The sequence below is a fragment of the Okeania sp. SIO2B9 genome (assembly GCF_010672505.1).
Classification (GTDB): domain Bacteria; phylum Cyanobacteriota; class Cyanobacteriia; order Cyanobacteriales; family Microcoleaceae; genus Okeania; species Okeania hirsuta.
Genome location: NZ_JAAHGK010000219.1, coordinates 1 through 7,511 on the forward strand (window position 1 = coordinate 1; position 7,511 = coordinate 7,511).

Genomic DNA, 7,511 nt, shown 5'->3' on the forward strand with positions numbered 1-7,511 from the left:
TTATTAATGCCATGGTCAGCGTCACCAATAATGGCATCTAATTCTGTGAGATAATTTTTATTTTCTTGTAATACTGTTGCTACTGCTTGTAGCCATTGGATAATTTGCTCTTTGCGTAAGTCCTGATCAACATATACTATATAACCGAATTCTATATCATTCCCCGTTTCTCCTGTCTCCAGTATAGCTGTCTCCTACCCCTACTAAAAGACTAGTGAAGCGCAAACCCTAATTATTAATTGTTGAGAGTTTTCTTGATATGTCTGGACTCATAGATTTAAGATAAACTTATACCTTGTCAAAACTTTTTCTTAACTATGGTAAACAAAGAGCAAATTATCCAATGGCTACAAGCAGTAGCAACAGTATTACAAGAAAATAAAAATTATCTCACAGAATTAGATGCCATTATTGGTGACGCTGACCATGGCATTAATATGAATCGTGGCTTTCAGAAAGTCGTAACTCAACTACCCACTGTTGCTAATAAAGATATCGGCAGTATTTTGAAAACTGTGAGTATGACTTTAATCTCTTCTATAGGTGGTGCTAGCGGACCTCTATATGGCACTTTATTTTTGCGAATAAGTGCTGTAGTAGCGGGGAAGTCGGAAATAACAACAGAAGATATGGCTAAAATATTGGTAGCAGCAGTTGAGGGAGTAGTGCAGCGAGGTAAAGCTAACTTGGGAGACAAAACCATGTTAGATGCTTTGTCACCTGCAGCAGATACTTTTACAGAAGCAGCGGAAAATGGTTGTAGTTTAGTGGAGAGCTTGAAACAAGCTGTAGATGCTGCTGAACAGGGAATGAAAAATACGATTCCGATGTTAGCCAAGAAAGGAAGAGCAAGTTATTTGGGCGATCGCAGCATCGGTCATCAAGACCCAGGAGCAACTTCAACTTATCTCATACTCAAGACCTTGTTAGATACTTTAGAAAGCGATCGCCAGATTAATTAGGGTTTGCGCTTCACTAGTCTTTGAGTAGGGGTAGGGGTAGGGGTAGGAGACAGGAGACAGGAGACAGGAGACAGGAGACAGGAAGAACGGGGAATGAGCGAGGAGGTAGGGGTTCAATAATTGATAATGGATAATGGATAATTGATAATTACCTCTCCCTAAAAGGAAGAGGATTGAATAAAAGGAAAAAATTGATTTTTTTCCCCTTGAAAGGGGAGGCTTTAAACCTGAATTATTTAATTATTTAATTATTAATTCTTCGGTAAGAATTGTCCCAAGATTGTTCTGCCATAATCGTCCAAAATACTAGCTTTTTGAGCGTTTTAGACTGAAACAGGGGCACTGCAATTCGACCCCAAAAAGGTACTTGTCTTTATATATCAATGCTTTTAGATTTAATCAGCAAGCCCTAATTAACAATTATGAACAAATTTTGGAGTATTATAGCTATTATTTTCAGCTCTATTAGTTGCCCAATTTTTATCCACCATTTAGTTATATCAAAACCTATTATTTTTTCGCAAAATTTAGCTATAGCCAATCAGAAATACAATAGGGTATATGGCAACATACCTAAACAAAATATAGGAGACAATAGAGAACTTTGTGTAAGTCCTGAAATTGTCGAAAATACTATTTATAAATACAGAAAAATTGGAGCTATTGTAGAATTAGAAGGTTTAAATTTACCCCGCCCAAAAGTCACAGGTAAAGCAACTATCCCTTTTCAATTTTTAACAGGAGGAAAAGCTTTTACTTTAACAGCAACTCTGGGAAAAAGATCGGGTAATTTCTTATTAGATACTGGTGCTTCTACTTCCATTATTGCCACAGAAACTGTAAAAGAATTAGGTTTAACGGGAAAACCAGTACCGCAAGAACTTTTAACCTATGCAGTAGCGGGAGATGAATGCCCAGAGATGAAAGCTAATTTGCATCGTTTACCCGTGTTAAAAATTGATAATGTCAAAGTAGAAGGGTTAACAGTTTTAGAATTTACTACTACTATCATGCCAGATGGATTATCAGGAGTTTTAGGAATGGATATTTTGAGTAATTTTGATGTAGAAATTCATCCTCAAACTCAAGAATTAAAATTATTGCCTCCTACTCCAATACCTACTACAAATATTGATGATGCTATTCCACTTAAAGCGAAGTTAGGTGTGGTGTTAGCTGAGGTAGAAATTAATGGCAAAGGTCCGTTTATTTTTATGTTAGATACGGGGGCAGAAAGTATTTTTATTTCTCAAAAATTAGCTAATCAGTTAAATATTTCTGCTGCTGAGAGACAGGAAATTCGAGTGCAAGGTTTTTGTGGAATAGAAATGGCAGAATATGCCTCTTTAGCTAAAGTGAAAATGGGAAATTATCAACTCACAAATTTAGAAACAGTGATTTTATCTTCCCCTGTATTGAAATTATTAGAAGTTGATGGAATTTTAGGGCAAAATTTTTTGAACAATTATCAGCAATATTGGCGCTTTAATCAAAAAAATCCAGAAAATTTTCCGGCGGATGGAAGTTTATTATTAACTCCTTAAAAAGCGTTTCGGTCCGGAATGCTCCGCAAACAGATACCATTAACAAATTTTAGGCTAATAGCTAATAGCTGATAGCTAGTTAACTAAATGCGGATAGTTTTTACCGAAAAATTGTGGTCTAAAGTCTCCCCTTTTAAGGGGATAAAAAAAAGAGAATATTCCATATTTCAAGCCTCCTTATTGCAGAGGTACTGTTAACTAAGTTTCGACCATAGGAGGCTAACTGATAACTGATAATACCAATTTCCATGCATTAATGCTATACTTCCGATGAACTTCAGTTATTAAGTAATAATAATCGTTTAGTAATGTTTATAAAGATTATCGGCATTAAACCAAGATATCTTATCTCTTTTAACCCTACTCCCTACTCCCTACTCTCAAGGATATGTAGCAATAATGCGTGAGATTTGGTATAACTGATAACTGATAACTGAAATGACACTCTTGAAATATCTATTTTTTTGAGTACATATTAGTTATCGTATAAGTCAGGAGTCATAAGAAAAGAGGAATAAATGAAAAAGGAAGGATTAGAGTGGGAATTATCTGGGGAAATTCCGGCATTTTATGTCTGCATTGAATGGAAGTAGAGAGTGCGATAACTATATAGATTTTACAGCAGATTCCAAGTATATGAAGTACAGAGATTAACAATTGAATGAATTCAAGTGCGGACATCTTGCCCGTGATAGGTGTACCTCACCAAAGTGGAATGTGCTGTATATAAAACTTTATTGTAGCAAGCATAAAAAAGAAAAAAAATCTTTTAGTTAATCCTATAGTTTTAAGAAGAGGTAATTGTTAATTATTGAACTATTTGAGGCTGTTCATACAACAAATTAATTTGAGAATACCTTTGTTGTATCCCCAGCAAGCAAGATTTAACTTCAGACCTAAAACCTAACACCTAAAACCTAACACCAATTCCCAAAAATAATGCTATACTCCCGATGGGACTTCAGTTATTAAGTAATAATAGTGGTTCAATAATTTTTGTAATGATTATTGGCATTAAGCCAAAATATCTTATGTTTTTGAACCCTACTCCCTACTCCCTAGTCTCAAGGATATGTAGCAATACTTTTGATATTTGGTATAACATCTACAACCTAAAACCTATAGTGTTAAGGACAAGTAATTGTTAGTTATTGAACTATGTTAGGTTGTTCATCCAACCAATTAATTTGAGAATACCTTTGTTAAATCACCAGCAAGCAATATTTAACTTCAGACCTAAGATTTAACACCTACCACCTTCTTCAATCTTTTAGCAATTCTCAAACATTTATAAAAAGTAGCAATCAAAAATACTTCAGCAAAAACTTTAAATATTTCCTCTATACTCCTGAGCCATTCCCTTTGCATTTCTTGAGTTTCATTCAACAAATTTGATGTTTCTTGACCTTGAGTCAAAAAATCAAGTGCAATGGAACAACAAGCTAAAATCAAAGCAATCTTAAAATAACTAAAAGCCTCTCGATATTGATAAAACTCCTGACGAAAATAGTAAATTACCAACAACCCAATAATCCCGTAAATCACAATAATTAAATCGTCAATACTATCAGTCAAAGCAGTTTCCTGAATTTGAAAGATCCAATGAATAAATTTATCTAACCTTTCATGGATTTGAATTAGTTCATCCACAGCGCAAAACACAAAACCAAAAGTCAAAAACTGCCAAAGTATTTGATAATTCTTTCCAGACTGAGATACCTCTTTTCTGCCAATTCTTAAACGATAAATTTTCCAGTTAATTCCAGCAATAATTAATAACTGAATACCCGATAACCAATTAATCAAAGACCCCTCATCAAAATATCGATATGGTCCTTTATCCAGTAGTATTGCCCGGAAGATAACAGCAGCGATCGCCACAAAATCCACAAGTAATGCGGTTGATAGTAGTTTTTTAGTAGAAAATCCTGACATCAAAATTATTAATAGGAGGGAACAGGGAACAGGGAACAGGGAACAGGGAACAGGGGATAGGGGGAAAGAACTGATAATTTATGTACGGTAATTGATTTTATTTTGTATTTTTGGAGATGTCTATTATTCAGATTGTATTACCTGAATAAGTGTTCTATATCACTATCAAAACTTTATATTATATCCGCTCAATAACACGAGCAAACTCCGCGCGTGCTGACGCAAACAAAAAACTTTCTTTTTTTTCCCTTCTTATACCTTAATTTATTTCTGCTCCTAACTACTCCTAAAATCCTGACTCCTAACTACTCCTAAAATCCTGACTCCTGACTCCTGACTCCTGACTCCTGCTTCAATCATAAGTTAAACTTATGTTGTGATTAGATATAAATATTAATATTTTTTTCAATATTTATTTACAAAGGTTTACAAAGTTTAGTAATATAGAATTGACCAAAGGTAAGTATTTGTTCTCACTGTTATGGCAACTCAATTTCCCTGGCTGACCACAATCGTCCTACTGCCACTTCTGGCCGCCCTACTCATTCCCGTCATCCCCGATAAAAACGGAAAAACCATGAGATGGTACGCCCTTGGTGTAGGAATTATAGATTTTGCACTGATGTGCTACGCCTTCTGGAATAGCTACAATGCCAGCGACTCAGCTTTTCAACTCGTAGAAAAATATGCCTGGCTCCCTCAGATAGGTCTAAGTTGGGCAGTATCAGTAGACGGTTTATCTATGCCACTGGTACTTTTAGCTGGCCTGGTAACAACACTCTCAATATTCTCGGCGTGGCAAGTAGACTACAAACCACGTCTTTTTTACTTTCTAATGCTGCTGCTATACTCCGCCCAGATAGGAGTATTCGTAGCCCAAGACATGATGTTACTGTTTATTATGTGGGAACTAGAGCTAGTTCCTGTCTACCTGCTCATTTCCATCTGGGGTGGCCAAAAGCGTCGCTACGCTGCAACAAAATTCTTGCTCTACACAGCAGCAGCTTCCATATTTATTCTAGTGGCAGCCTTAGGAATGGCCCTATACGGTGGCGGCAATATTACCTTCGACATGGTGGAACTAGGTCTGAAAGATTATCCACTGACCTTAGAGCTTCTACTTTACGCAGGATTATTAATCGCTTTTGGAGTCAAATTGGCCATTTTCCCTCTACATACATGGCTACCTGATGCTCACGGCGAAGCTTCTTCACCTGTATCAATGGTTCTGGCAGGTGTATTGCTCAAAATGGGTGGATATGGATTAATTCGCCTCAACTTAGAAATGCTCTCTGATGCTCATGTTTACTTTGCTCCTATTCTGGCAATTTTGGGTGTTGTTAATATTGTTTACGGCGGGTTGAATTCTTTCGGACAGTCTAATATGAAGCGCCGTTTGGCTTATTCATCTGTAGCTCACATGGGGTTTGTTTTGTTAGGTATTGCTTCCTTCACTGACTTGGGTGTGAGTGGTGCTTTACTACAGATGATTTCCCACGGTTTAATTGCTGCGGTGTTATTCTTCCTCGCGGGTATAACTTACGATCGCCTCCACACTCTGAAGTTGGAAGAAATGGGTGGTCTAGGTCAAGTGATGCCAAAAGTATTTGCTCTATTTACAGTTAGTGCCATGGCATCCTTAGCACTTCCTGGAATGAGTGGGTTTGCTAGCGAACTGATGGTATTTGTCGGAGTAACTAGCAGCGACGTTTATAGTTCGACTTTCCGCACTGTAACAGTTTTTCTCGCAGCAGTTGGTTTGATTTTGACACCCATTTATCTGCTTTCCATGTTGCGTCAAATGTTCTACAGCACTGGTCAAGCACCTGCTTGTATCCTCAAAGATACTCCTTATGAAAATGAAGTTTTAGATGAAGCAGTTTGTTACGGTACTAATTGTGTCTTACCTGCCAATGCCATCTATACTGACGCCAGACCACGAGAAGTAGCGATCGCTGCTTGTTTCTTGGTTTTGATTATTGGTATTGGTTTATATCCTAAAATGGCAACTCGGATGTACGATGCGAAGACAGTGGCAGTAAATAGTCAGGTTCGTCAATCATACACTTTTGCTAAAGCTAATCCTCAACTCTTTGCAAAAGGACCATTATTCCCCAAGATGCCTGAGTCTGAAGTATTATCAGTTTCCGGTATCTTCAAATAATATAGCTATCAGCAATTAGCTTTTAGCTTTTAGCTTGGTTTCAAACTATTACTTTTAGTTAGTTTACAGTAGGGATGTTGCATACAATATCCCTACTATTTTTTGTCAAAATTTTCTGCAACATAGCAGAAGGAAGAAGGAAGAAGGAAGAAAGAAAAATCTTACCGAAAAATTGTGGTCTAAAGCCTCCCCTTTTAAGGTGATAAAAAAAAAGATAATTCTGTATTTCAAGCCTCTTGCTTTCCTAGGTCATGCTGCGCAAACAGCGAGAGGTACTGATAACTGATAACTGATAACTGAAATGACGTTGTCTAAGTTTTAAGTTGTCGATCTGTCCGCTTCCTTTCCTTCGACTGCTATAAGATCAAATCTGGTAGCATTGGTATAATTAGATAGTTAATTAGGAGTCAGGTAGGAAAGCTGTCGGTAGGACAACGTATAGAATTAATAGCTTAGATTGAACTACTCAAACAAAATTTTCTAAGTATTCAAGCCAAATTAATTATATATTTGATTGTCAGCTTAAATAGGCAGAAAAAATTATTTTTAGATTAACTACTCAAACACAAAAGTCTATTTTATTTCCTATTCCTTGTTCCCTCACTAAAAAAAAATAAAATGGCGACAAAAAAATAAAAATACTGCTAGAAAACGCCCAAACTGCAAGAAGAAATTTAAACTGCCATCCCTATCTTTTTCTTTTATACTTCCACCCACTGATAATGATTATGAGTGGGTAGAAAGTAGTCAAACACTAAATTGTCCTCATTGTAAAGCTAATTTAACAGTATCAGTACGCCAATCTCTTTCTGGAGAAGTGCAAGAAATAGGTAAATTAGAACTGTATTAAAATTATCCTCACTCAAAAGTTTCTAGCAAGGGTTGAAATTTTATTTACTTACAGCA

At 36.3% G+C, this 7,511-nt stretch carries 4 protein-coding genes; 3 read left to right on the top strand and 1 reads right to left on the bottom strand.

The window, feature by feature from the left end; all coding sequences use genetic code 11:
* Nucleotides 1-317 precede the first annotated feature (317 nt).
* On the top strand, nt 318-962 hold the full coding sequence (gene dhaL / locus F6K13_RS10335; protein WP_124147771.1) for a dihydroxyacetone kinase subunit DhaL: 645 nt from the start codon (nt 318-320) through the stop codon (nt 960-962).
* Between the two features lie 422 nt (nt 963-1,384).
* Nucleotides 1,385-2,506 (top strand): retropepsin-like aspartic protease, encoded by a 1,122-nt coding sequence (locus F6K13_RS10340; RefSeq protein WP_124147770.1) that lies wholly within the window; start codon nt 1,385-1,387, stop codon nt 2,504-2,506.
* Between the two features lie 1,236 nt (nt 2,507-3,742).
* On the opposite strand, the gene F6K13_RS10345 is transcribed toward F6K13_RS10340, so the two are convergent.
* Complete coding sequence (locus tag F6K13_RS10345; RefSeq protein ID WP_124147769.1) at nt 3,743-4,441, bottom strand: hypothetical protein; 699 nt, start codon at nt 4,439-4,441, stop codon at nt 3,743-3,745.
* 481 nt (nt 4,442-4,922) lie between these two features.
* On the opposite strand from F6K13_RS10345, the gene F6K13_RS10350 reads away from it, so the two are divergent.
* Entirely contained in the window at nt 4,923-6,605 is a 1,683-nt protein-coding gene (locus F6K13_RS10350; protein WP_124147768.1) for an NAD(P)H-quinone oxidoreductase subunit 4, read from the top strand.
* Nucleotides 6,606-7,511: the final 906 nt, after the last annotated feature.

Excerpts from the sequence above, each read along its gene's own strand:
- F6K13_RS10345 (WP_124147769.1), bottom strand. The coding sequence starts at position 4,441 with ATGTCAGGATTTTCTACTAAAAAACTACTATCAACCGCATTACTTGTG.
- dhaL (WP_124147771.1), top strand. The coding sequence starts at position 318 with ATGGTAAACAAAGAGCAAATTATCCAATGGCTACAAGCAGTAGCAACA.
- F6K13_RS10340 (WP_124147770.1), top strand. The coding sequence starts at position 1,385 with ATGAACAAATTTTGGAGTATTATAGCTATTATTTTCAGCTCTATTAGT.
- F6K13_RS10350 (WP_124147768.1), top strand. The coding sequence starts at position 4,923 with ATGGCAACTCAATTTCCCTGGCTGACCACAATCGTCCTACTGCCACTT.